At 44.4% G+C, this 24,216-nt stretch carries 25 protein-coding genes; 13 read left to right on the top strand and 12 right to left on the bottom strand.

Annotation, left to right across the window (positions count from 1 at the left end; genetic code table 11):
* Positions 1-194: 194 nt before the first annotated feature.
* On the bottom strand, positions 195-1,907 hold the full coding sequence (locus tag CWI32_RS03900) for an electron transfer flavoprotein-ubiquinone oxidoreductase (RefSeq protein WP_005095364.1): 1,713 nt from the start codon (positions 1,905-1,907) through the stop codon (positions 195-197).
* A gap of 186 nt (positions 1,908-2,093) precedes the next feature.
* Between CWI32_RS03900 and CWI32_RS03895 the strand changes: the two genes are divergently transcribed.
* The 5 genes from CWI32_RS03895 to CWI32_RS03875 all read left to right on the top strand — a co-directional run bounded on the left by CWI32_RS03895 (position 2,094) and on the right by CWI32_RS03875 (position 6,519).
* Positions 2,094-2,705 carry a DUF1285 domain-containing protein gene (locus tag CWI32_RS03895; RefSeq protein ID WP_100534674.1) on the top strand — a complete coding sequence of 204 codons (612 nt, stop codon included), beginning with the start codon at positions 2,094-2,096 and terminating at the stop codon, positions 2,703-2,705.
* A 48-nt stretch (positions 2,706-2,753) separates the two neighbouring features.
* Positions 2,754-3,626 (top strand): glutamate racemase, encoded by an 873-nt coding sequence (gene murI, locus CWI32_RS03890; RefSeq protein WP_100355488.1) that lies wholly within the window; start codon positions 2,754-2,756, stop codon positions 3,624-3,626.
* A gap of 118 nt (positions 3,627-3,744) precedes the next feature.
* Positions 3,745-4,773, top strand: a complete 1,029-nt coding sequence (locus tag CWI32_RS03885; RefSeq protein ID WP_100534673.1) for a DUF4062 domain-containing protein — start codon at positions 3,745-3,747, stop codon at positions 4,771-4,773.
* A gap of 65 nt (positions 4,774-4,838) precedes the next feature.
* A complete protein-coding gene (hemH, locus tag CWI32_RS03880) occupies positions 4,839-5,852 on the top strand; it encodes a ferrochelatase (protein WP_100534672.1) in 1,014 nt (337 codons plus the stop codon).
* Positions 5,853-5,874: 22 nt separating this feature from the next.
* Entirely contained in the window at positions 5,875-6,519 is a 645-nt protein-coding gene (locus tag CWI32_RS03875; protein WP_100534671.1) for an MBL fold metallo-hydrolase, read from the top strand.
* Between the two features lie 38 nt (positions 6,520-6,557).
* Here CWI32_RS03875 and CWI32_RS03870 read toward each other — a convergent pair whose 3' ends face one another.
* Together CWI32_RS03870 and CWI32_RS03865 are read right to left on the bottom strand one after the other, a co-directional pair.
* Complete coding sequence (locus tag CWI32_RS03870) at positions 6,558-6,740, bottom strand: hypothetical protein (RefSeq protein ID WP_005095373.1); 183 nt, start codon at positions 6,738-6,740, stop codon at positions 6,558-6,560.
* A gap of 174 nt (positions 6,741-6,914) precedes the next feature.
* The gene (locus CWI32_RS03865) at positions 6,915-7,088 is read right to left on the bottom strand and encodes a DNA gyrase inhibitor YacG (protein ID WP_005095374.1); all 174 of its coding nucleotides are present in this window, start codon (positions 7,086-7,088) and stop codon (positions 6,915-6,917) included.
* An 85-nt stretch (positions 7,089-7,173) separates the two neighbouring features.
* Here CWI32_RS03865 and CWI32_RS03860 point away from each other — a divergent pair, with 85 nt between their 5' ends.
* Both CWI32_RS03860 and CWI32_RS03855 read left to right on the top strand, forming a co-directional pair.
* Positions 7,174-7,818 carry a class I SAM-dependent methyltransferase gene (locus CWI32_RS03860; protein ID WP_171063366.1) on the top strand — a complete coding sequence of 215 codons (645 nt, stop codon included), beginning with the start codon at positions 7,174-7,176 and terminating at the stop codon, positions 7,816-7,818.
* Positions 7,819-7,822: 4 nt separating this feature from the next.
* Positions 7,823-9,022, top strand: a complete 1,200-nt coding sequence (locus tag CWI32_RS03855) for a TIGR03862 family flavoprotein (RefSeq protein ID WP_100534763.1) — start codon at positions 7,823-7,825, stop codon at positions 9,020-9,022.
* Between the two features lie 157 nt (positions 9,023-9,179).
* On the opposite strand, the gene CWI32_RS03850 is transcribed toward CWI32_RS03855, so the two are convergent.
* Complete coding sequence (locus tag CWI32_RS03850) at positions 9,180-9,761, bottom strand: hypothetical protein (RefSeq protein WP_100534670.1); 582 nt, start codon at positions 9,759-9,761, stop codon at positions 9,180-9,182.
* 15 nt (positions 9,762-9,776) lie between these two features.
* Positions 9,777-10,553, bottom strand: a complete 777-nt coding sequence (locus tag CWI32_RS03845; protein WP_100534669.1) for a class I SAM-dependent methyltransferase — start codon at positions 10,551-10,553, stop codon at positions 9,777-9,779.
* A gap of 113 nt (positions 10,554-10,666) precedes the next feature.
* Between CWI32_RS03845 and CWI32_RS03840 the strand changes: the two genes are divergently transcribed.
* The 3 genes from CWI32_RS03840 (at position 10,667) to CWI32_RS03830 (ending at position 13,305) form a co-directional block, all read left to right on the top strand.
* Positions 10,667-11,938, top strand: a complete 1,272-nt coding sequence (locus CWI32_RS03840; RefSeq protein WP_100534668.1) for a hypothetical protein — start codon at positions 10,667-10,669, stop codon at positions 11,936-11,938.
* Positions 11,939-12,064: 126 nt separating this feature from the next.
* On the top strand, positions 12,065-12,262 hold the full coding sequence (locus CWI32_RS03835; protein WP_005172920.1) for a hypothetical protein: 198 nt from the start codon (positions 12,065-12,067) through the stop codon (positions 12,260-12,262).
* A gap of 89 nt (positions 12,263-12,351) precedes the next feature.
* Positions 12,352-13,305, top strand: coding sequence for a 2-hydroxyacid dehydrogenase (locus CWI32_RS03830; protein ID WP_100534667.1), 954 nt, complete (start codon positions 12,352-12,354; stop codon positions 13,303-13,305).
* 70 nt (positions 13,306-13,375) lie between these two features.
* Here the strand turns inward: CWI32_RS03830 and CWI32_RS03825 are convergent, their stop codons facing one another.
* The gene (locus tag CWI32_RS03825) at positions 13,376-13,870 is read right to left on the bottom strand and encodes a hypothetical protein (RefSeq protein WP_100355482.1); all 495 of its coding nucleotides are present in this window, start codon (positions 13,868-13,870) and stop codon (positions 13,376-13,378) included.
* A 226-nt stretch (positions 13,871-14,096) separates the two neighbouring features.
* Positions 14,097-14,486 carry a hypothetical protein gene (locus CWI32_RS03820; protein WP_100534666.1) on the bottom strand — a complete coding sequence of 130 codons (390 nt, stop codon included), beginning with the start codon at positions 14,484-14,486 and terminating at the stop codon, positions 14,097-14,099.
* Positions 14,487-14,497: 11 nt separating this feature from the next.
* Between CWI32_RS03820 and CWI32_RS03815 the strand changes: the two genes are divergently transcribed.
* The gene (locus tag CWI32_RS03815) at positions 14,498-15,547 is read left to right on the top strand and encodes a hypothetical protein (protein ID WP_141667087.1); all 1,050 of its coding nucleotides are present in this window, start codon (positions 14,498-14,500) and stop codon (positions 15,545-15,547) included.
* Between the two features lie 25 nt (positions 15,548-15,572).
* Here CWI32_RS03815 and glyS read toward each other — a convergent pair whose 3' ends face one another.
* Positions 15,573-17,642 carry a glycine--tRNA ligase subunit beta gene (glyS, locus tag CWI32_RS03810; RefSeq protein ID WP_100534665.1) on the bottom strand — a complete coding sequence of 690 codons (2,070 nt, stop codon included), beginning with the start codon at positions 17,640-17,642 and terminating at the stop codon, positions 15,573-15,575.
* Positions 17,642-18,625 (bottom strand): glycine--tRNA ligase subunit alpha, encoded by a 984-nt coding sequence (gene glyQ / locus CWI32_RS03805; protein WP_005095400.1) that lies wholly within the window; start codon positions 18,623-18,625, stop codon positions 17,642-17,644. Before glyQ ends, glyS begins: the two co-directional genes overlap by 1 nt.
* 313 nt (positions 18,626-18,938) lie before the next feature.
* Between glyQ and CWI32_RS03800 the strand changes: the two genes are divergently transcribed.
* Positions 18,939-19,781 carry a transglutaminase-like domain-containing protein gene (locus CWI32_RS03800; protein ID WP_005172908.1) on the top strand — a complete coding sequence of 281 codons (843 nt, stop codon included), beginning with the start codon at positions 18,939-18,941 and terminating at the stop codon, positions 19,779-19,781.
* A 233-nt stretch (positions 19,782-20,014) separates the two neighbouring features.
* Positions 20,015-21,133 (top strand): HPP family protein, encoded by a 1,119-nt coding sequence (locus CWI32_RS03795; RefSeq protein ID WP_005095404.1) that lies wholly within the window; start codon positions 20,015-20,017, stop codon positions 21,131-21,133.
* A gap of 123 nt (positions 21,134-21,256) precedes the next feature.
* Here CWI32_RS03795 and CWI32_RS03790 read toward each other — a convergent pair whose 3' ends face one another.
* From CWI32_RS03790 to CWI32_RS03780, 3 genes are all read right to left on the bottom strand, one after another.
* Positions 21,257-22,669, bottom strand: coding sequence for an SLC13 family permease (locus tag CWI32_RS03790; RefSeq protein ID WP_005172903.1), 1,413 nt, complete (start codon positions 22,667-22,669; stop codon positions 21,257-21,259).
* Between the two features lie 83 nt (positions 22,670-22,752).
* On the bottom strand, positions 22,753-23,538 hold the full coding sequence (locus CWI32_RS03785) for a sulfite exporter TauE/SafE family protein (protein WP_100534664.1): 786 nt from the start codon (positions 23,536-23,538) through the stop codon (positions 22,753-22,755).
* Between the two features lie 216 nt (positions 23,539-23,754).
* Complete coding sequence (locus CWI32_RS03780; protein WP_005095409.1) at positions 23,755-24,030, bottom strand: PspC domain-containing protein; 276 nt, start codon at positions 24,028-24,030, stop codon at positions 23,755-23,757.
* Positions 24,031-24,216 lie beyond the last annotated feature (186 nt).

The following is a 24,216-nucleotide window of genomic DNA, read 5'->3' as shown; positions in this document are numbered from 1 at the left end:
TAAAAATAATATTATCGTCATTCTCCAGAAAATAAACCCGCTCGAAAGCGGGTTTATTTTGTTCTCATGAGAGCTTAAATATTCGGATATGAGAACTTGCGGAATATATTCCTCATTCGCAAGATTACCCTAACATTACATGTTAGGGTATGAACTCGCGCAAGGACTAGCCGAATTACATATTCGGATACTAATTACATGTTAGGGTAATTAGGACCACCGCCACCTTCTGGTGTTACCCAGGTGATGTTCTGAGACGGATCTTTAATGTCACAGGTCTTGCAGTGCACACAGTTGGCTGCATTGATCTGGAAACGTTTTGAACCGTCATTATTTTCCATGATTTCATAGACACCCGCCGGGCAGTAACGCTGCGCCGGTTCATCCCATTTAGGCAGGTTTACTTCAACCGGAATAGAGGCATCGGTCAGCTTTAAATGCGCAGGCTGGTTTTCTTCATGCACGGTATTCGATACAAATACAGAAGATAAACGGTCAAAAGTCAGCTTGCCATCCGGTTTTGGATAGTTTGGCTTGAAGCTTTCAGCGGCTTGGGTTTTCAGTGCAGCATGGTCTTGCACCAGATCATGCAGGGTAAATGGTACTTTGAACACGTTCTGGTCGATAAAGTTAAATGCACCACCCATCCATTGACCGAACTTGTGCATCGCCGGGCCAAAGTTACGTGAATTGTATAACTCTTCTTTGAGCCAGCTGTTGTTGAACTTGTCGGTATACGCGGTGAGTTCCTTAACAAAGAAATCGTCACCCTCAACCACACGTGCAATCGCCAGATCACCGCCTTTTTCCACACCAGCCGCAATCGCTTCAAATACCGCTTCACCGCAGAGCATGCCGGATTTCATTGCGGTATGTGAGCCTTTGATTTTGGCAAAGTTCAGGAAGCCGGCATCATCACCAATGAGTGAGCCACCCGGGAAAGTGAACTTCGGTAACGAGTTAAAGCCACCTTTGGTCACGGCACGGGCGCCATAAGAAATACGCTTGCCGCCTTCTAAATACTGCTTGATTAAAGGATGGGTTTTCCAGCGCTGCATTTCCATGAATGGATACATATGCGGGTTGGTGTAGGACAGATCCACGATCATGCCCAAAGTCACCTGATTGTTTTCAGCATGATACAGCCACCAGCCGCCTGAAGAACCGGTTTCATTCAATGGCCAGCCGGCGCCGTGCATCACCAGACCCGGTTTGTGCTTGGCAGGATCAATCTCCCAGAGTTCTTTAATGCCGATCCCGTAATGCTGTGGATCTGCATCTTTGGCCAGATTGAACTGTTCAATCAGACGTTTACCGAGGTGACCACGACAGCCTTCAGCAAAAATCGTATATTTGGCATGCAGTTCATAACCCGGAGTAAAGTTATGCGTCGGTTCGCCATCTTTACCAATGCCCATGTCACCGGTCTGGATGCCTTTTACCGTACCATCTGCATGATACAGAATGTCTGAGGCGGCAAAGCCCGGGAAGATTGAAACTTCCAGTTCTTCAGCTTTTTGGCCTAACCAGCGCACCACGTTGCCGAGCGAGATGACGTAGTTGCCATCATTGTGCATGGTTTTTGGCACCATCCAGTGTGGTGCTTCTTGTGATTTTTCATCTGAAAGCAGGAAGAAGGTTTTATCTTCAGTCACCGGCACATTGAGCGGCGCGCCTTGTTCTTTCCAGTCCGGGAACAATTCATTGATGGCACGCGGTTCTAGCACAGCACCAGACAGAATATGTGCGCCAACTTCGGAGCCTTTTTCTACGACACAAACGGACAAATCATTTAAGTTGTTTTCAATTGCAAGTTGACGGATTTTGATCGCAGCAGATAGACCCGCAGGGCCTGCGCCGACGATGACGACGTCAAACTCCATCGATTCACGTTCGATGTGTTCCATGTAGGACTCCTCATATTACTATTCGGTGGCAACCATAATCGGATGATTGGGTGCTGCCATAAGTGTTCTTGGTTCCTAGACACAAAAATACTGGTGTCTTTGATAATCTGGGCTAGTATAGTTTTAAACCGAGTTTTAGCCAATTGGCTGAAACATATTATTTTTCCGTCATTAAGGTCTTCTTTTATGGATAAGCCAGTACCCAGCAAACATCTGACGAAAAAAGTAACTTCTCCTGATGATAAAAATTTAATGGATATCGCGCAATACTTAAAAGATGCACAGGGCGGTCACAAAAGGTCAATTCCTCCTTTGGAGCAATGGCAGCCAAAGCATTGTGGCACAATGGATCTGAAGGTTTTGGCCAATGGAGAATGGTGGCACGAAGGTCAATTGATCAAACGCCAAGCCATGATTGACCTGTTTGCAACCGTCCTTTGGAAAGAGCAGGGAAAATTCTACCTAAAAACACCGGTAGAAATGATTGAAATTGAAGTGGAAGATGAACCTTTATTGGTCAATCAGGTCGATCAGGTCGAGATTAATGGACTGAGTTATTTACAACTGGGCACCACAACCCAAGACCTGATTATTGTGGATGCTGAACATCTGATCTTTATGCGTGAATATAAAGATGAGTTGCGACCTTATGTGCATGTACGTTTTGGAATCAATGCCCTGATCCAGCGTGCCGCATTTTTGCATCTGGTCGAGATGGGAGAGCTTGATGAAAATCCGGCAGGTGAAGCCGTTTTAAGTTTGAAAAGTGGCGATTTAGACTTGCATTTGAGCACCTGAGGTTTAAGCTTGGTCGCTAGAGTTTTTGACACCGCAATTCAGACCGTTATGAGCGCCATTCAACCCATTTCCCCGCTATTAGACCCGATGCCCAACGCAACAGCAGATGCGCCGATTGGTATTTTTGACTCGGGCGTAGGCGGCTTATCGGTGGCTCTGGAAATTGCCCGCCATCTGCCGAATGAACGCTTTGTCTATTATGCCGATACTGCACATGTGCCTTATGGCCCGAGAGATGATCAGGAAATCCGTAGCCTGACTGCTCAGGCGATTGAATGGCTGTATCGTCAGGGCTGTAAAGTGGCAGTCGTGGCTTGTAATACGGCTTCTGCCTTTAGTCTGGATTATTTGCGTGACTATTATGGCGAGAACTTTCCAATTATCGGTTTGGTGCCAGCACTTAAACCTGCAGTCTTGAATACCCGGTCGAAAACAGTTGCGGTCTTGGCAACACCGGCCACTTTTCGCGGGCAGCTGATTAAAGATGTGATCTCCCGTTTTGCCGAACCGGCTCAGGTTAAAGTCCTGCCTGTGACCAGTCTGGAACTGGTACCTTTTGTTGAGGCTGGAGAGCAGATGAGTGAAGCCTGTCTGCAAACATTAATAGAGATTTTACAACCAGTTGTGGATCAAGGCGCTGATTATTTAGTACTGGGATGTACGCATTACCCCTTCCTAAAAGCGTCAATTCAGTATATTTTTGGTCAAAAGCTGACATTAATTGACTCAGGATTCGCAGTTGCGAGACAAACGGCCCGAATTTTAATTAAAAATGAGTTATTATTTGAGCATGAGCGTAAAGAAAGCGTGAAAATTGAATTGGTGGTGAGTGGGCAGAATGCTGAACAGCTCCGGCCGGTTTTGCAGCACCTGATTCCTGCCGGTTTAAAATGGCAGATCAGTAATATGAGTGCAGTTTAAAACTCATTTTTATAATTTTAAAAGAACGATATTTTTTCATTTTGGGGTGGTCATATTGTGTCAAAATGCATGAATTCATGCATTTTTTATGCAAATGTACAGGAGAAGAGGATAGCCCATGCTGGATAAACGATACCAAGTGTTCATCTCAACCTCTGGGGCAGAAATGCAGCCGGAACGTATCATTTTGTCTCAAACATTAGTGGGTATGGGGTTCTTCTCTTGGGGACTGGAACAGCGTACGCCGCTGAATACTGCTTTTTCACGCCGCCAGATTGATGATTGTGACTATGTAGTGATTTTGCTAGGCAGTAAGTATGGGGAACAGTCTGTCTCGGGTGTCGGTTATATGCACCTCGAATACATCTATGCAGTGACCAAGCAAAAACCGATTATTGTGTTTATGCATGACGATCCGGCATCACGTGAAAGCTCATTACATGATACCAAGCCGGAATTACGGGAAAAGTTTAAGGAATTTCGTCAATTACTGCAGCAGGAAGTAGACCAGGTCTTTACTTATCGCAGCTTGCGCGATCTGGAAATGGCAGTACGTTTTAATATGCCGCAAATGCTGGAGCGTTATCCGGTGACCGGATGGGTGCGTCCGCAAAATACCCAGGCGCTGCATGACGAGATTGATCAGCTTAAGGCTAAAGTGAGCCAACTGGAGCGTGATGGTGGAACGGCGGAAATAGATCCGTTCCTGAGCCTGCCTAAAGTATCCATGCATGAAGTTTTTTCTTTTGAATACCGGATGCAGGCTTATCAGGATGGAAACTTTAAGGAAATTAAAGTTCAGAAGAAGCTGACTTGGGCGCAATTATTGGCCCTGCTGGGCTCTACCTTTGTCAATCCGACACCGGAAGAGTTTTTCTCCAAGCGGATGAATGAATATTTAAATGAAAACGGTCTGGAAGATGCACGGGCAGAAATGCCACGTGCACATGCCGTGGCTCGTGCCCAGATGAATATTCGTGCCTTGCATAGCTTGAAAATTCAGATGCGCCAGAATGACTGGATTGTGCCATCAGGTCGGGATGACCGCCAGCGCATGCTCTGGCAGATTACGCCGAAAGCTCAAAAATTACTGGACAGCAGTTTGCTGGATTTAGATCGTACTTTTCAATCTAAGTCAGTGTATTAATCCATATAGAGAATCAATCAAAAACTGTTAAAGTACAGGGGTTGATACCATGACGGATAAACTGAATGTCTTCTCCTGCTAAAGCTAAAGTGACGATTATATTGGCCAACTTGGGTACGCCAGATGCGCCCACGATTCCAGCAGTACGCCGTTTCCTGAAGCAGTTTTTGTCTGATCAGCGGGTGATTGAAATTCCGAAACCCATTTGGCAAATAATCCTGCGTTTATTCATTTTGCCATTTCGGCCTAAGCGGGTTTCACAGGCCTATGCACAGGTCTGGGGAGAGGATTCACCGATGCGTGAAATCCTGTTGCAACAGGTCAATACAGTCAAAACTCATTTGACCCAGCTCTATCCGCAGTTTGAGTTGAATGTGGTGCCAGCAATGACTTATGGCAATCCGAATATTCAGCAGGTTTTGGCCAGAGTGTCTGAACAGCCGCAGGACCATGTGATCTTATTTCCACTATTTCCCCAATATTCTGCTACTTCGACTGCACCTCTCTATGATGCCCTAGCAAAATGGGTAGTGAAGCAACGCAATTTGCCTGGTTTGAGCATCATTCGGGATTATTATCAACATCCTTTATTTATTCAGGCTCTGGCGCAAAGCGTGCGTGACTATCAGGCAGTACATGGTCAGCCGGAAAAACTGTTAATGTCTTTTCATGGTATTCCGCAGCCTTATGCCGACAAAGGCGATCCTTATGCCGATCGTTGTCGTATTACCGGACAACTGGTTGCACAGGCGTTAGGGCTGAGTGCAGAGCAATATGCGATTAGCTTTCAGTCACGTTTTGGCAAACAGGAATGGATTAAGCCCTATACCGATGTTGTGCTGGAAGACTGGGCCAAACAGGGGGTGAAATCCGTGCAGGTGATGAGCCCGGCATTCTCGGCTGACTGTCTGGAAACGCTTGAAGAGCTGGCCATAGAAAATGCCGAAACTTTTAAATCTCTGGGGGGAGGCAGTTATCGTTATATTCCTGCTTTAAATAGCCGTGAAGATCATTTGCGATTGCTGAACAGTTTGCTACAGGCTAATCTGGATGCATTGACACAAACGCTTGCTCATTAATTTTTCCGAGGTTTTTTGCCCTATGTTACAAGTCAAAATTGTTCCGGTTACTGCCTTTCAGCAAAACTGTTCGATCATTTGGGATACGGACACGAAAGAAGCCATTTTGATTGATGCAGGGGGCGAAGCTGAAAAACTCAAAACTGAGGTCGAAGCTCTGGGCTTAACCGTAAAAGCTTTGTGGCTGACCCATGGACATCTGGATCATGCAGGTGCAGTAGGCGCCTTGAAAAAAGCCTGGAATGTACCAGTAATTGGGCCACATAAGGAAGATGCTTTCTGGCTGGACATGATTCAGGAGGTTTCAGCACGTTATGGTTTTCCGATTCCAGAAAAAGTTGAAGTGACACAATGGCTGGAAGGGGGGGAAATACTGAAGCTCGGTGATGAAGAATTTGAAGTGCGTTTCGCGCCAGGGCATACCCCGGGCCATGTGATGTTTTATAATAGCAATCATGCCCTGTTATGGACGGGCGATGTGCTGTTTAAAGGCTCGATTGGCCGTACGGATTTCCCGCGTGGCGATCATCAGCAGCTCTTGGATTCAATTCAGCGTGAATGTTTTAGCCTGCCGGATGAAACCCAGTTTATTTCAGGACATGGACCGATCAGCACCATTGGTTTTGAAAAGCAGCATAATCCCTTTGTTGCAGGCAAAGCGGGTTAAATATCGACGTGAATAAAAGACCAAGTATCCTTGGTCTTTTATTTTGAAAATGGATCACTGCTAAATTGACGGGTTTGCATGTGAATTAGCCAGGCCATAAAAGCAAAAAGCACACCCAGTACAATAAACAAGCTATCTTGTTGGAAAATACCGACTCCCAGAGAGAGAAGTGCCAGTAGACCCACCCCAACTAATATGACTTTTAAAATAATATAGCTCATATTATTGCTCTAAAAATAATGTGAAGATTTAGAGTAGAACAATAATGCTAAGGCACGATGAATGGTGTTAATTCGTGTTGGCTTTTCAGGGTGATTTTATAAACTTTATGTGATTTTTGGCTAATTTTCTACATAGTCTTCAGTTCAGAAATATTTTTTTACTGCACAGAACTTCTAATCCTCAGAAGTGTCCGCCTGCGGTGCATCTTGAGTGGGCAAGCTATATTCTTCATTGGCCCATGCGCCCAGGTCAATCATCTTGCAGCGTTCTGAACAGAAAGGACGGAAATCATTCTCTTCCCAGGTCGTCAGTTTGCCACAGCGCGGACAGTTTAAAGTAGTGGGCATGAGATCAACTCCAAAGAAAAATAAAGCTTCGATTAGGCAAATATAGCCGCACTTGGTAGACTTATGCGGTTTTTATTAGTTTGATCTGATTATGCCGATTCGTCAATTTCAAGCACAGCGTATGCATGCACCCCGTGATTTTCAAAGCATCAGTCCTGAAGCGGTCTGCATCGAAGTCGGGGCGGGTAAAGGCAAACATGCTTTGTTATTTACCAAGACCCACCCCGATACTCAACTGATTGCGATTGAACGTACCCGCGAAAAATTCCTGGCCATGCAAAAACAGCACGGGATTGAAGGTCAGGCCAATTTACAGACCGTTCATGCCGATGCTTTGCCGTGGATCGTGCATGCATTGTATCCAGAGCAGGTAGAACAATTCTTTATTTTGTATCCAAATCCTGAACCGCATAATCCGGCGCAGCGCTGGGTCAATATGCCATTTTTTGAGTTTTTACTTTCCCGTTTAAAGACGGGTGGAACCATTACACTGGCCAGTAATATTCCTGCTTATATCGAAGAAGCAGAACAGCAGGCGGAACAACTGTGGAAATTACCTTTTATTAAAGAAGTCATTGCCCAGGATTCAGCACGCACTCATTTTGAAATTAAATATCTGGAACGTGGGGAATTGTGTCAGCAACTTATTATTACTAAACCTGAAGCTTATGTGACACGGTTTGATGATTTCCAGCCTTTGCAAGGGCAGAATGCTAGCATCGCGGAATAATCAGATGAGCAAACGTATTGCCATTGTTGGCGCTGGCCCTGCCGGGTTAATGGCCGCAGAAGTCCTTAGTCAGTTTGATTATGAGCTGCACGTCTATGAGCAAAAACCGTCTGCTGCACGTAAATTTTTGATGGCAGGCAAAACCGGCCTGAATATCTCTCATGCGGAACCGGTTGAGCAATTTGTGCAGCGTTATGATCAGGTGGACTGGTTGTCGCCATGGGTCAAACAGTGGGATGCTGTCTGGATTCAAAACTGGATGCAGGAACTAGGCATTGAGCCTTATATTGGTTCATCCGGTCGGGTATTTCCCACAGAGATGAAAGCTGCTCCCTTGCTGCGTGCCTGGCTCAAGCGCTTGGCCAGTCATGGCATCCAGTTTCATTACCGGCATAAAGTCAGCCGACTGCATCAGCAACAGCTTGAGCTGCACGATCTAAAAAATAATGAACTTCGCACTGAAAAATTTGATGCAATTATTTTGGCCTGTGGCGCAATATCCTGGTCAGAACTGGGCAGTGACGGCGCATGGCAAGCCTGGTTAAAACCCGATGAGATTGAGGCTTTTCAGGCCAGTAATGCCGGGGTGGAATATCCATGGTCCAAGTTCATGCAGCCAGTCTTTGGTCAGCCTTTAAAACGTGTAGAAGCCTGGGTCGGGCAAGGTGAAAAAACCACGGGTGACATTGTGATCAGTCATTATGGGCTTGAAAGTGGTTTGATTTATAAGCAGGGAAGAGGTTTACGCGAACAGCTAAAACAAGGTCAGCAAATGCAACTGAGTCTGGATTTATTTCCTGACCAAAGTGTGGGGCAATTGGCGAAAAAATTACAGCCGACTAAGAAGCAGTCTTTAAGCAATGTTTGGCGTAAAGCCGGATTGGATGGTGCCAAAGCGGCTTTGGTGCGTGAACTGGTGGCCAAGACTTGGTGGCAAGATGCTGCTGAATTAGCCAAGCAGATAAAACATTTGACCATTCCACTTACAGGCTTTCGTCCGATTGAAGAAGCGATTAGCTGTGCAGGTGGGGTCAAGCGTGAAGTGCTGTCGGAACAGCTCCAACTTAAATCCAATCCGTATGTATTTCTTTGTGGGGAAATGCTGGACTGGGATGCACCGACTGGAGGTTATCTGCTGACAGCCTGTTTTGCTACAGGCCGGGCGGCAGGTCAAGGGGTGCATCAGTTCCTAAAGGCCAGCTAAGTCATTTTATGCTGAGGGAGAAAAAGACTTTATTCTGAAATGCAGACCAAGCCTGGACAGTATCATGCTTATTCAAGGTGCCTGTATGCACCCGTTGAGCTTAGATGTTCGCTGTGTATTTTAGTCAAGCTTGGTGCAAGCAATGAGCTCCATGGAATTAACTGGTTGGGCGGGCAGATGCTGTGTTGGCATTCAGATCCGGATATTGCGAGCGCCAGCGTTCTAGTTGCTCTTGCGCATGCAGATATTTTCCTAAACCTTTGACACTTTCACTGGCCTCATTCACTGTTTTGGTTTGAGTCTTAGGACTATTTACCAATTTGTCCTGATGTTGCCAATATTGATACATCATGCCCTGAATATAACGGCCCTGTTCGGTTTTCAGTTCTAAATCCTTCAGCATATTTAGGGCTGACTGTACATGATCGCGCTGGCGTTGCTGAATAAACTCCGGACTCAAGCTGTCTTCATCACGCATGCTGTTTAATTCTTTTTCCAGCTCCGCACTCATTTCCTGAAAACGTTGCTCATAATCGGTCAGTACTGCAATATCATGTGGATCATCAGTGGTTTTGGGAAAGTCTTTCAGCGGCTCGGTTTTCAGTTCCTGCATCACCTGATCTGAAGCCGTACTGTCTGCAGCCGGTTCGGTACTTTCCGATGTTTTCTGGTCACATGCCATGAGCAGCATGACTGCTGCAAACAGGGCAGTGCGTGTCATTCCTGATATTTTATGCATGATTAACTCCTGTTTTTAATTAGTTTTTTTAAATACGTATATATGGGTAATATAAGGAAAATCAATCATTTCCTCTATACCTTTGGCTGTATAGTCCCAGATAATCTGTTCAAACTGTTGTTTGAGCTGTGCTTGCCGGGATGCCGGCATGGCTGCAATAAAGCTGGTCGAGAGTAGCCGTTTTGATACCACCTGCTCCACACTGCCATGGTGTTGCCGGGTCATGCTGGTTTCTGCATACGGCTGAAACAGGGTTTGTTGTTCAAACACCTTGCGCCACGCTCCGCTATGATAACGCGGGGTATCACCTTCTAAGGGGGCGATACAATCTGCCAGTGCCTGAACCCAGTCTACCCGGGTATCCCGCTGATTCCAGACCAGAACCAGATAAGCATCGGGTTTTAGGACTCGGTTGAGTTCCTGTAAGGTCTCTGCATTCGCAAACCAGTGAAATGACTGTGCACAAAATACCGCATTCAGGCTATGATCAGGCAAGGGGAGTTGATGGCTCAGGCCTTCAACATCCTCAATGTCCGGATGGGCCAGTTTTAATTGTGCCAGCATTTCCGCAACCGGATCGACAGCGATGATGTTTTTACTGAGCGGGCGTAAATAAGGAATAAACTTGCCGGTCCCACTGCCCAAATCCAAAAGACGCGCATCGACAGGCAAAGTCAAAGTATCGGCCAGCCACTGACTGATCTCTGCCGGATAATCGGGACGCACTTGCTGATACAGCTCGGCAGATGCACTAAAACCCCGTTTTGCTGCCGGATGTAATGATTGTGTCATATTTTGCGCTTTTTAATCTTTTTGATCGATATAAAATAGCATATTCACTTTTTTGACAGCATTCATTGATTGAATTGTTGTGGAAGGGTTCGATTTACCAGCACGGGAAAGTTATGGACAAGCAGATTGTTTTTGAAGATGAGCATATACGCGCGATTTTTATGCCGGGGTCATCTTCAGAATTGATTTTTTCATTTGGCGATTTGATTACCCGTGCCAAGGGCCTCAACATCAATGCAGAAAAGTCGCTACAGAAATTTGAATTCAATGTTCTGGGTATTATGCCCAAGCACAAATCCTGGTTCCCGCAAGGTTCCATGTGGAACATGTTAGAGGCAGTGGCTGAACTGATTGCGCCGTTTCAGCAGCGGGTTGCCTATGGCGGCTCGATGGGTGGCTATGCCGCGATCAAGTATTCCCGCGCCTTAGGCGTGCAGCGCGTGGTGGCGATGGTGCCGCAATATTCGATCAATCCGGATGATGTACACGATGCCCGCTACAATATGTTCTATCAACCAGAGCTGAATGCAGGAATGCGGGTTGAAGCCGAAGATATCGATAGCACGTGCGAATATATTATTGTTTATGATCCGTATTGTGCCGAAGACCGTGCGCATTATCTGAAATTACAGGCCCTGATTCCGCAGCATCATGTGCTGCATTTGCCATTTACCGGACATGATGCCATTGCCGTTCTGGCCAGTTCCGAATTGCTGTATGACTTTTTGGTACATGATTACGAACCGAGTTATTTTTACCAGAAAATGCGTCGGGTCAAGAAAAACAGCAAGTTCTATTATCGCAAAGTCATTGAAAATGTTTTGCCACGCCATCGTATGGCCTTGGGGCGTATCCTGAAAAATAATGATCTGCAACTGGATAATCAGTTTTTTGATGCCAGCCAGAAACAGGTGATCTTAAGAGAATTATTGCAAAATAAACAGGTCGATCAGCATGACCTGCTCAAGCTCGGCATTCATGTCAATTTGCCGCAGGAAAATCGTCAGTTGCTTCTGGATCAATATGGACATGGTCTGGTATTTAATGTCATCAGTCATAAAATCGAAAGTTATGCAGAAGGCGCGATTGCCCTGAACCATAAATTCCTGATTCCGATTTATGCCAAAGGCAATGGCCTATTGAGCATCAGCTTGAATGATGAGCGTTATCTGGTGGTGATGAATGACCGGCATGTCATGAAACTGATCAAGGAGCAGGATGAACTCAGTCTGGGCATGCACCCGATTCTCATGAAACGTTATAGCGATTATTATATGTTCAGCTATAAGCACTTGAATTTAAGTACCAATGAGTATGGCGCTGCGGCCTTTATCGATGAAAGTGACAAAAATACGCAGTTTGTGACGCACAATGAGATAAACTAGCTTTATTTTTTAATAAAAAACAATTACTTGACATGTGATTGGCTAGGCATAATATAGAGATAGGCGGTATAAATAATATCCACCCGTACTGCTCCCGATAGTTGAAACGAACCAGGGGATCTCTATATGATGCAATCTGCCCAGATGATACAAGTCTGTTTCATGGTCGGTTTAGCGCTGCCCAATCTGGCACATGCAGAAAGTGTACATCCAGCCGTGATTATGATGAGTGCATCGATTATTTTCATGATCATTCTGGCGGTGTATGTGATCTATAAAATCCGGCGTTCATTGCGCAATCATCTCGATAAACCGCTAGATTAAGATTGGTAGAGCGGAAACTGCTTGAAAAGCCTCAATGACTTGTTTTAAATGACAAAGATCAATGGTTCAACAGGATTGAGGGAACAGCCATGAAAGCCGTTTATTTAGACTATGCTTCTCTAGACCAACAGGATTTGGACTTTCAGGCACTGCATGCAGCCTTTGATCCGCTTGTGTTGTATCCAACGACTTCGGCCGCCGAGATTGCTTCCCGCGTGGCCGAGGTTGAGGTCATTATTAGCAATAAAGTACTGATTGATGCTGCGACCATTCAGCAATCTCCTGAACTGAAACTGATCCTGATTTCTGCGACCGGCAGCAATAATGTCGATCTGGCAGCAGCCAAAGCACACGGCATTGTGGTCTGTAACTGTCAGGCTTATGGTACTTCTGCGGTTGCACAACATACCTTAATGTTAATGCTCAATCTGGCCACTTCATTTCTGTCTTATCAACATGCGCTACAACAAGGCCAGTGGCAAAAATCTTCACAATTCTGTTTGCTGGATGCGCCAATTGTCGAGCTGGCCGGAAAAACACTGGGCATTGTCGGTTATGGTGAACTGGGCCATGCGGTGGCGAAACTGGCTGAAGCTTTTGGCATGAAAGTTCTCATTGCAGCGCTGCCAAACCGTCCAGCAGATGCATCCCGTGTACCATTTACCGAGTTGCTTGCTCAAGTTGATTTTCTCAGTCTGCATTGTCCACTCACTGAAGACACCCGGCATTTGATCAGTCATGCTGAACTCGAAGCCATGAAGCCAAGCGCATTTTTAATTAACTGTGCGCGTGGTGGTATTGTCGATGAAGCAGCCTTGGCGCAGGCGCTGCGTGAGGGTCAGATTGCCGGTGCAGCGACCGATGTTTTAACGGTTGAGCCACCGAAAGAAGGCAATATCTTACTTGATGCAACAATTCCAAACCTGATTGTGACGCCGCATAATGCATGGGGCAGTGTTGATGCACGGCAGCGCATTGTGAATCAAATGGTCGAAAATGTTGAGGCTTTTAAAAATGGCCAGCCGATACGGCAGGTGAATTGATTTTTAACCCTTCTCTTGAAGTGAATATTTTTTGCTGAAAGATAAATAAAAAGCCCATGACGGGCTTTTCTTATAAATCAGTCACTGCATAGCTGGTGGCAGTGCCGGAACCGGATTGAGGCTGCATCTGCGGTGTTGTGGTTTGCTGAGGCGCAGAGGATTCACTCAAAGGCTGTTGCACAATCGGTGCTGCTTGTTGAGGGTTGGCGCGCCACACTTCTTTGGTTTGCTGGATTTTCTGATTGGTTTGTTGGGCTGCTTGCGTAGCTCCCTGATCGACTTTTTGTGCGGTTTCTGAAGCCGCTGCCTTGGTATTTCCCCAAGCACGATCTACACCTGGTTTGACTTTGGCAATGCCTTTTTCAGTCACTTCACCGACTTTTTCTGCGGTATTGATGACGCCTTCCTGAGCTTTATAGGCAAAGACATGCAAAAGATTTGGATTGGTGCCATATGGAGCAATTGGCTTACTGGTTTGTGTTTCTGATTCGGTTGCAGCTTGTGCCAGTGCTGGAATGCAGATTAAAAATGCAGTGCCGAGAATAATAGCTTTTTTCATCATCATAATGTGATCGACCTCGAAGTAGTCAAATAGCGATCTTTTGTTTGATTTTGAGTGTAGCGGATAATTTCACGAAAACAATGAAGATCTGATGGATTCGCTAGCGCTTCCAAGAAGTACAATTTAGCTTTTTTGTAATGAAAGACGGCGCGGTGAGATATGAAACCGGTTTTTATTTATTTTAGATAAAGAATTGCCCCATTTTCTGAATAAAAACAGGGCAGGATGCTTAGTCACATTGAGTTAATGCATCTTTGGCAAAGTGATGGCGGAGTGAAATAAAGTTTTTTTGTACATTTTCGGTATGTAGATCAAACTTTTGTGCAGTGCTGGTGCCGTCGCGCTGGAAAGTTGCTGAACCTGCATCCATCAGGGTAAGGCCTTTAAATGACCATTGTTCAACGACACGGTTATTGCCAAGATCGCCGGTAAATTCAATCACGCATTTGTCGAGGAACTTGGTCAGTTTTGCCTTGTTGTTGGTGGTTTCTGGAGATACTTCGAGGTTTTGTACTTCCTGTAAGACGCCAACTTCAAGCTGCGGGATTTTTGGTGCAGATGTACAAGCTGTAACTGCGATACTCGCAAGACCCGTCAAAATAAGAGCTTTAAATTTCATATGATTCTTTCTTGTTGAGTGTTGTTAGGTTGAGTATAGGCAATTCAGATGAAATTGCCTATGATTTGAAAACTAATTTTAAAGAATACTCTACCCGTATAGATATAAGTATGGATCATCTACTAGACTCTTTAGATCAAATAGAAAATTTAGAAAATCAGCTGCGTAATTATATTAATTGTGGAGTTCTTCATTACCAATTATTAAATGATAAGCACAGATGGTGGATGCTATGCAGTGCTTTAGATGTGTTAGGAGACACATCCTTAGCCTTTAAGGATTATCTGCAAACGGAGTTTCCTAAAGAAACAGGGCTTAAATACATTCATTGCTATGGAATTTTACAATGTTTCATTCTTCAACAAGATAGCTTGAAGCATCTATATGAAGTATTCAAAGTTCAATGGGAAGCAAATAGTGAGTTGAAAAAGATCCGTAAGGTTCGGAATGCTTCGATTGGGCACACAATCCTAAATAATGAAGGAGGAAGAAGCGAAAAAGATAAGGATGAATTTAATAATTTTATTTCTCGTATCACAATTAATAAATCTGGTTTTGACTTGTTGAGATATTCTAAAAAGAAAGAAGATACAGTTTATGAAGAAATTTCTATTTATGAGTTACTCAAGAAGCAATTAGATGAAGCAATTGTTCTCTTGAGAAGACTGAATAAAGAAATAATTATTATGGAAAATGAAGTTAAAAAGAAATTTGAAAATGAAAAATTAGTTGGCTTGTTGCCAATTTCTTATTGGTTTGAAAAAATTCATAGTATTTATGATGAGCAGAATAAACTATTTGCTTATACAGCTTTAGATAATATCCAGAGAGAATATTTAGCGTTAAAACAATCTTTAGAAAATCGATTATTACATGGTGAATATTGGTTTAATGAAATTGAAGATTATCTAGTTGCAATCGAGTTAATGAGAAAAGCAATGCGGAGCAATGATGAACGAGCTGGACGAATATATAATTTTTATCTTAATGAAAAAAATGACTATTTCAAAAGCTTAATGGCTGAAATTGATGAAAAGTATGAAATAAAAAACCCGCTTTAAAGCGGGTTTTTTATTAAATCGGAACTTAGTGCTGTAACACCGAAATATCAGCCACTTTCGTAAACAAATCACGCAGCTGAGCAAGCATACGTAAACGGTTTGCTTTAAGGTCTGCATCATCAGCCATGACCATCACACCGTCAAAGAACGCATCGACTGGTGCACGAAGTGCAGCTAAAGCTGAAAGTGCAGCAGTGTAGTCTTTGGCAGTAAATAACGGCTCAACCACAGGTGTAATTTTTGCAAGTTCAGCGAACAATGCTTTTTCAGCATCTTCAACCAGGTTTGCTTCAACCACTTGACCTTCAGGAGCAGCTTCTTTTGCAAGAATATTGGCAACACGCTTGTTTGCAGCAGCAAGCGCAGCAGCTTCAGGCAAGGCACGGAAGTGATTTACTGCATTGACACGCTTGTCAAAATCAAGTGGAGATTTTGGTGACAAGGCTTGAACAGCTTGAATCACATCAACAGCTACGCCTTGGTCTTCGTATTTCGCACGGTAACGGCCTTCAAGGAATGCAACTGCATCATTTAAAGTCTTGTCGTGATCTTTCAATACATCGCCATAAGCAGCTAAAGCAAGTTTGATCAAATCTTCAATTGATACATCAAGTTCATTTTCAGTGACTAGACGTAAAATACCAATCGCAGAACGACGCAGTGCAAACGGGTCTTTAGAGCCTGTAGGCGCTTGACCAATACCAAAAATACCCGTCAAAGTATCTAAACGATCCGCAAGGGCAATGGTTGTACCTGTTTTGGTTTTCGGTAAAACGTCACCCGCGAATTTAGGTAAATACTGCTCGCCTAAAGACTCAGCAACTTCATCATTTTCGCCTTCAAGACGTGCGTAGTAAGTCCCCGCGATCCCTTGAAGTTCAGGGAACTCACCCACAAGTTCAGAGGTTAAATCACATTTTGCAAGAAGTGCTGCTTTTTCAGCATCGGCAGCATTTGCACCTGTAATTGGCGCTAAAGCCACAGCCAATTTTGCAATACGTTCAGACTTGTTCCAAAGCGTGCCCAATTCTGCTTGGAACACCATGTTCGCCAATTTCTCTTTACGCGATGCAAGCGGTTGCTTTTGATCTTGCAGGAAGAAGAATTCAGCATCCGACAAACGTGGACGAACCACTTTCTCGTTACCTTCAATAATTTGTGTTGGGTCTTTCGACTCAATGTTCGACACCGTAATGAAGTACGGTTGCAGTTTATTGTCAGCATTCACTAAACAGAAGTACTTTTGGTTGTCCTGCATGGTGGTAATTAATGCTTCTTGCGGAACAGCAAGGAAGCGTTCTTCAAAGCTGGCACGAAGCGCAACAGGCCATTCAACCAATGCTGTTACTTCGTCACGAAGGTCACTTGGTACAATTGCAATGGCATTGACTTCATCAGCCAACGCTTTCACTTGTTGGTCGATAATGGCTTGACGTTCTTCAAAAGAAGCCACAACATGCGCTGCTTTTAATTTCGCTAAGTATTCGTCAGCATGCGTTAAAGTGATTGCTTCAGGTGCATGGAAACGATGACCGAAAGTCACGTTAGCTGCTTTGTGATCTTGAATGGTTGCATCAACAATGTCGTTGTCTTTAAGCAATACCACCCATTTCACAGGACGTACAAATTCAGTACGGCTCGCCGCAGAACGCATGCGTTTTGCAATTGGCAGGTTGTCTAATGCATTTTGTAAAATTTGTGGTAAAAGTGCATCAAGGCTTTGGCCTTTGACATCTTTTAGGTAGCACACTTTTTCAACTTTACCGGCTTGGAAAGTCGATACTTGATCAACCGTGATGCCTTGACCACGCATAAAGCCTTCAAGCGCTTTGGTTGGGTTGCCTTCCGCATCAAAGGCTGCTTGCTTTGCAGGGCCGTCGAAACGTTTTTGCGTGTCAGCTTGCGCGCCATCAACATTGGTAATTTTTAATGCTAAACGACGTGGTGCTGCATAGGCTTCGATAGAATCAAAAGCAAGACCAGCATCTTTTAAGCCTTTTACGGTTTCTGCTTGCAATGCATCACGTAATTTTTTAAGGCTTTTCGGTGGAAGTTCTTCACAGCCTAATTCGAACAAAACGGTATGTTTAGACATTATTTGCTCTCCTTAGATTCAACTTTTGCTTCCGCTTCAACTTGTGCTTTTAACTGCGCTAAAACTTCATCACGAAGCTCAGGTTCAGCCATCGGGAAGCCCAATTTCGCACGCGCTGCTACATAGCTATTTGCAATGGCACGTGCCAAAGTACGCACACGTAAAATATAACGTTGACGTTCAGTCACCGAAATCGCGCCACGCGCATCTAATAAGTTAAAGCAGTGTGATGCTTTAATCACTTGCTCATAAGCAGGCAATGGCAGTTCAGCTTCGATTAAACGCGTTGCTTCAGCTTCGTAGAAATCGAACAGCTCAAACATTTTTTCAACGTTTGCATATTCAAAGTTATAAGTTGACTGCTCAACTTCATTTTGATGGAACACATCGCCATAGGTCACAGTACCGAACTGACCTTTGGTCCAAACTAAATCGTAAACCGAGTCTACACCTTGCAAGTACATGGCAAGACGCTCAAGACCGTAGGTGATTTCGCCTGTCACTGGGTAGCATTCAACACCGCCCACTTGCTGGAAATAAGTAAACTGAGTCACTTCCATACCGTTGAGCCAGACTTCCCAGCCTAGACCCCAAGCGCCGAGGGTTGGCGATTCCCAGTTGTCTTCGACAAAACGAATGTCGTGTACCAGTGGGTCGATCCCAATCGCTTTAAGCGAGTCAAGGTAGAGCTGTTGGATGTTGTCCGGGTTTGGCTTCAGTACCACCTGGAATTGGTAATAATGTTGCAGACGGTTGGGGTTTTCGCCATAACGGCCATCTTTCGGACGACGTGACGGCTGAACGTAGGCTGCGTTCCAGGTTTCAGGCCCTAAAGCACGAAGGAAAGTCGCTGTATGGAATGTTCCTGCGCCCATTTCCATGTCGTAAGGCTGTAAAATTACACAGCCTTGCTCCGCCCAGTAAGTTTGTAAGGCAAGAATTAAGCCTTGGAAGGTATCAATATGCGATATGGCGCGACTCATGGTCATCCACTTAAAATTAGAGAAAAATTGTGCTCAATTATAAGGACTTTGCAGGGGAGTGGCAAAGGGTTAATGTGTGGAACCTTTTTTGAAAAAATCCAGAATACCTTTAAACAAGAAGAGTCATCTATGCATCTGTCGTGATTTCAGCTTTACTGGCCGATTGAGGCTAACTTAAAAATCAAGAATAAATCAGATATATGGCATCCGATTAACCGGAGCATTATAAAGCTCAACTGATCTTATACGATTAGCATCCTAAAATTAGTTTAATATTCACACAATATAATAATGCTTAAAAATAAGGAAATTCATGACCACTTATCAAATTCAATGTCATTTAAAATATAAGGTTGTCCAGACCACAGAATTTGTTTTTCTGATTCAGGCGGCACATCATTCCGATCAAACTATTCTTGAACAACAACTGACATTTAATATGCCTGTCGTATGGCGTGAATTCCAGGATTTAAATCATCAAAATCGTTATATACGTCTGCATGTCCAACCTTGTGATGTCTTTGAAGTGCATTATAACGCGACAGTTGAACGTCATCCGGTGATCAATGCAGATGCGCAGCATAATCTGAATGAAGTGCTGATTCCGGATTTGCCTGATGCGGTGCTGCCTTATTTGCTGGCCAGCCGTTACTGTAATTCGGATTTATTTGCAGAAATGGCCAATCGGTCCTTTGGCTGGATGACGCCGGGTTATGCGCGGGTCAAAGCGATTGAACAATGGATTTATAACAATATATTTTATGTTTCTGGCAGCACGGATCAGTTTAGTACTGCAACAGATGTGCTCATCCATCGGGCGGGCGTCTGTCGTGACTTTGCTCATTTAGGTATTGCGCTGTGTCGTGCTTTAGGCATTCCAGCACGCATGGTGGTCGGTTATGTCGAAATCGAAAAGTTTTTACCCGATTTTCACGCCATTTTTGAAGCTTATTTAGAGGGTGGGTGGGTACTGTTTGATCCGACCCGTTTGGCGCCTGTAGAAAATTTAATTCGGATTGGCACTGGCATCGATGCCGGAGATGTGGCATTTTCGACCTTCTATGGTGAGGTCGAGCTGATTAAAATCGAGCCGATTATTCGATCTGAATCAGATGAAAATCCGCTATCAAAGCCCACTGAAATTACTGCAAAATAACATGATTTTAAACAGTTTTATCAGCTTCATTGTAAGTCACGATGTTGTTGGAATATGCATGAAGTATAAAGCCTCAGCCCTTCAAAACCATTTTGATGATGAGCAATCATGCCGACATTTTTTTTCTAAAAAGTAGGCATACCTGCAGCATTAAAAGATATAAAACAAATATACCTTTAAGGCTGCTTGGTTCTATAATGCGGAAAATCGATAAAAAGTAAATCAGGTAGACTGTGTTTCACTCAAATCTAGACTGGCTCAATACCTTAAAACCAAACTTCAAAGTCCTTCCGCTCAAAGACCGTCTGTTATGCGGCATCGGTGCCCTGATCGGCTTGGCCGTATCCTCATTGCTGAGTTTGTGGATTCTGGGTGATTTTAAGGCCTGGTATATTGCACCGATGGGGGCGTCTTCGGTGTTGCTGTTTGCAGTGCCGGCCAGTCCTCTGGCACAGCCCTGGAATATTATGGTGGGGAATACCATTGCGGCTGTGGTCGGCGTAACCTGCGCATTATTCATGGCCAATCCGACTGAAGCTTTTAGTGTCGCCGTCGCTCTGTCGATTATGCTGATGATGACCACAGATTCCTTGCATCCCCCGAGTGGTGCGGTCGCGATTACTGCGGTCTTGGGCGGAAATGCGGTACATGATCTGGGCTATGCCTTTGTGTTTTATCCGGTGCTCTTAAATTCACTGCTGCTGATGATCATCGCCATTGTATTTAACCGCATGATTGGCAAGAGCTATCCGCAGCAGGCGCAACTGAATACCCGTTCTAAAGATCCAACCCCGACCCAGAAAGTTACCATTCAGCCGCAGGATATTCAGGACGTGCTAGACCAGCAAACAGAATTGCTGGATATCAGTGAATATGACCTGCAAAAGATTATTCTGGAAGCACAGGATATTGCCAATGCGCGCGCGGTGCATGAATTTACTTGTCAGGATATTATGACCAAAGATGTGGTCACGCTGCATGAAAATGACAATATTCATCATGCGCTGGACAAGTTTAAACAGATGAACCTGATGAGCCTGCCCGTGGTCAATGCAGAAGAAAAACTGGTCGGTACTTTGGCCATGTATGACGTGGTGGAATGGTTTAAGCGTGCTTCAGATATTCGCAGCAGTTGGGAAGATCAGGTCAGGCATATTATGAGCTTAAAAGTCGTCACGGTGCAGCCGACCCAGCCGATTCAGGATCTGGTGCCTTATTTTGTTGAACGTTCTTTTAATTATATTCCGGTGGTCAGTCAACAACAGCTGGTGGGAATTATCAGTCGTGCCGATATCATTGCTGCACTGAATCAGGAACTCAATCAACTTAAGATCAAAAGCAGAACTGAATAAGATGATTTTAGAGAAATTATCTGAGTTTAATGCATCTGCTTTTGAGCAAGGATTTTGCTTAAAAAGCAGCGATACTTGCCAATAAAAAAGCACGCCAAAACGTGCTTTTTTATTGGACTTGGTTTAGAGGAAGAACCAGTAAATAAACAGTGAAATAATAAAGATACACATAATATTCAGTACAAAACCGACTTTCATCATTTCGCTTTGCTGGATATGACCGGTTCCAAAAACAATCGCATTGGGCGGGGTAGCTACCGGCAGCATAAAGGCACATGAGGCACCAATACCAATGACAATCACCAGAATTTCTTTGGGCATGCCCATCTGATCCGCAATTGCGGCAAATACTGGTACCAGCAGGGCAGCCGAAGCGGTATTACTGGTAAATTCAGTCAGGAAGATAATAAAAGTGGCGACTACAAAAATAATCATCAGCGGGGAGGCATCACCAAAGGCATTGGCCAGAGTTTGCCCCAGTACCAGCGAACTGCCTGAATCCTTCAGAATGGCACTCAAGGTCAGACCACCACCAAATAGGTACAAGACCCCCCAGTCGGTATTTTCTGCAATCTGTTTCCAGCTTGCGGTACCTAGAATTACCACCATACAGGCAGCCGAAATTGCAATCCAGGTATCCGGCTGAGAAATACCAAAAATTTCGGTGAATTTTTTACTGAAAATCCAGGCAATTGCAGTACAGAGAAAGAGGATCATGGTGGCTATACGGGTGCCGGTCCAGGGAATATCTTCGGTCACAAATTGTACTTTGTGATTTAGTTTTGGACGTAGTACCAGATATAAACTGACTAGCATGGCGGGGAGAATAATGAACATCATCGGCAAGCCGATTTTCATCCAGTCGGCAAAATCATAGCCGAGTGCCTTGGCGGCAATGGCATTCGGAGGGGAACCGACCATGGTGCCCAGCCCGCCAATACTGGCCGAATAGGCAATGCCGAGCAGGATAAAGACAAAAGTTTTACGATCCTTGCTGACATCCAGATGTGAAAGCAAGCCTAAGGCCAAAGGCAGCATCATGGCAGCAGTGGCCGTATTGGAAATCCACATGGACAGCAGCGCCGTCACCACAAAAATCGCCAGTACAGAAATACCCAAATGCCCACCAGACATGGAGATAATCCACATGGCAATTTTCCGGTCCAGCTTCTGGATATGCAATGCCGTTGCCAGCGCAAAACCACCAAAAAACAGGAAAATGACAGGATCGGCAAAAGTGGCCAAAGCGGCTTGTGTGGTGATGGGAACCAGTCCCCCGTCAGAGGCCATTGGCATGGCGAGTAACACCGCCATCACTGGAACTAAAAGTGCGGTAATGGTGATATGAATCGCTTCAGTCAGCCAGAGAATACCGATAAAAGCCAGCAGAGCCAGACCCTTATTGGCATTCTGGTCATAGGGCAGATAAAGATAGAGGCTATAGGCCACAATAGCTGCAACAACAATAAGGATCCAGCCTTTGAGCAGCCCTTTAGGCATCGCATTGGTTGGGGTGGCTAGATTGGTCTGAGTCATATGCTCTCCTTGCAAGGTTTTTATTTACGTCATTTTTTTATATCAGCTTTGAATTTGTAATTTTGCTTTGTTTAAAAAATACCCTATTTAAAGATACTATAACCAGATTGTTGCAATAATCCAGCACTTTGCCAGAGGGCATACAGGCCCAAGCCAAAAAGTAAAGCCAGGACAATCCATTTGAAGTGCTGCTGAGATAAACGATGGCGTATTTTGCCTCCAATCCAGACGCCAGCAAGGGCAAATAAGCTTATCCCGATCAGAATATGCTGTTGGGGGACTTCAAATGCAATCAGAAGGGGAAAGAGCCAAACCAGCTGAATCAGTTTACTGGCAATAAAATTGAGATTGCTGATAATGACGATGTCGGTTTTAGACAGCTGGCAGCTCATCAGATACATCATCAGAAAAGGTGCCATAGCATTGGTCGCACCTCCAATAATGCCGGCCAGTAAACCAAAACAGAGCATGCTGGAAATATGCGGACTAACTTGTAAGGGTCGTGCCCGTAACTGGTCCAAGACATAAAATACAATTACCAGACCCAGCAATAATTTTAGAATCCCTTCATTCAACCAGAATAATAACTGAACTCCGAGCATGCTTCCCAGCAGGCTACTCAGGATTAAGGGCCAATAACGTTTGAGATAATAGCCCATACTGCTGAACAGGCCATGCTGTGGATCGGCATTGAGCATAATCAGGTTAAGCAGCAGGCAGGGCAGAATCACAAGCGTCACTGCCATACTCAGCGGATATTCACTGGACAGAACGGCTGTACTCATCATGGGAAAGCCGAATCCGCTTAAACCATGCAGCAGTGCAGCTAAGGCACAGAGCCAGAGCATCATCCATTCTGCCTGAGTCATCTGACATCCATTTCAAACATTGGAATATTGAATTTATCGCTAATTGAGCTAAAAGATAAAGTAAAAAGCTGTCATACAGCATAGAAATAACAAAAATATAGGCAAAAAAAAGCCACGATAATCTAGGGGAATTATCGTGGCATCAAAATCTCACCCCATTAGACTGGGTGAAGGAGGAAGCACTTCAATACATCTTGCTATAAATTAGGATGCAGATTAATAGCGTTTATCCTGATTAACGGTGCGCACAGGATTTTGATAGCCCTGAACTTGCTGAACCTTGTCCTGTTCAATGCTGTACTGCTTTTTTGGCATGATTAACCACAGAACCAGATAGACCAGAATACCCGGAAATGCAGCACTCATGACCGAAATCACCACAAAGATAAGGCGTAATAAATTTGCGTTCCAACCAAAACGTTCAGCAATACCACCCATCACACCTGCAATCATGTTTGAGCGGTTAGAGCGATATAAACCAACATTGGCCATTAAAATCTCCTGATTAAAAATAGGGTTGAATCCTAAAACAGATCCATACTTCAAAAATGGAGTTGGATCAAAATTTTTAAAGTGCTGATTGCAAATAAATTCGTTAAGTAATGTTAATAAAGATTAAATCCAGCTCTAAGAGCCACTAACATAGTGAAAATTCTATTGAACTCTTGTGTAAAGTTC

Origin of the sequence: Acinetobacter pseudolwoffii (assembly GCF_002803605.1) — a bacterium.
Classification (GTDB): domain Bacteria; phylum Pseudomonadota; class Gammaproteobacteria; order Pseudomonadales; family Moraxellaceae; genus Acinetobacter; species Acinetobacter pseudolwoffii.
This window is presented reverse-complemented; position numbering and strand designations above follow the sequence as displayed.